1 pseudogene is annotated in these 214 nt (G+C 55.1%); it reads right to left on the reverse strand.

From position 1 onward, the window contains the following. Positions 1–77: 77 nt before the first annotated feature. A pseudogene (locus IHE57_RS16225) lies at positions 78–214 on the reverse strand (MFS transporter); the annotation flags it as partial.

Raw genomic sequence — 214 nt, forward strand, 5'->3', positions numbered from 1 at the left:
CGAGAACATGCTTAAGGCACTGGAAAAGTCGTAAACCCGGCCTTCAGCGGTGGGTAACTAAAGTTGTGCAACTCAGGTGGGCGGGCTAGGAATCCGACGAAGTAAGTGGCGAAAGCCGCGAGGGTGCCGATATACGGCGAGACGTCGGGGAAGAAGAGATGCGGAAATACCAATGCCGCGGCGGTTCCGTAGAGAAAGTAGTCGTACCATTCGA

It is taken from the genome of Brevibacterium renqingii, from assembly GCF_017808105.1.
Classification (GTDB): Bacteria; Actinomycetota; Actinomycetes; order Actinomycetales; family Brevibacteriaceae; genus Brevibacterium; species Brevibacterium renqingii.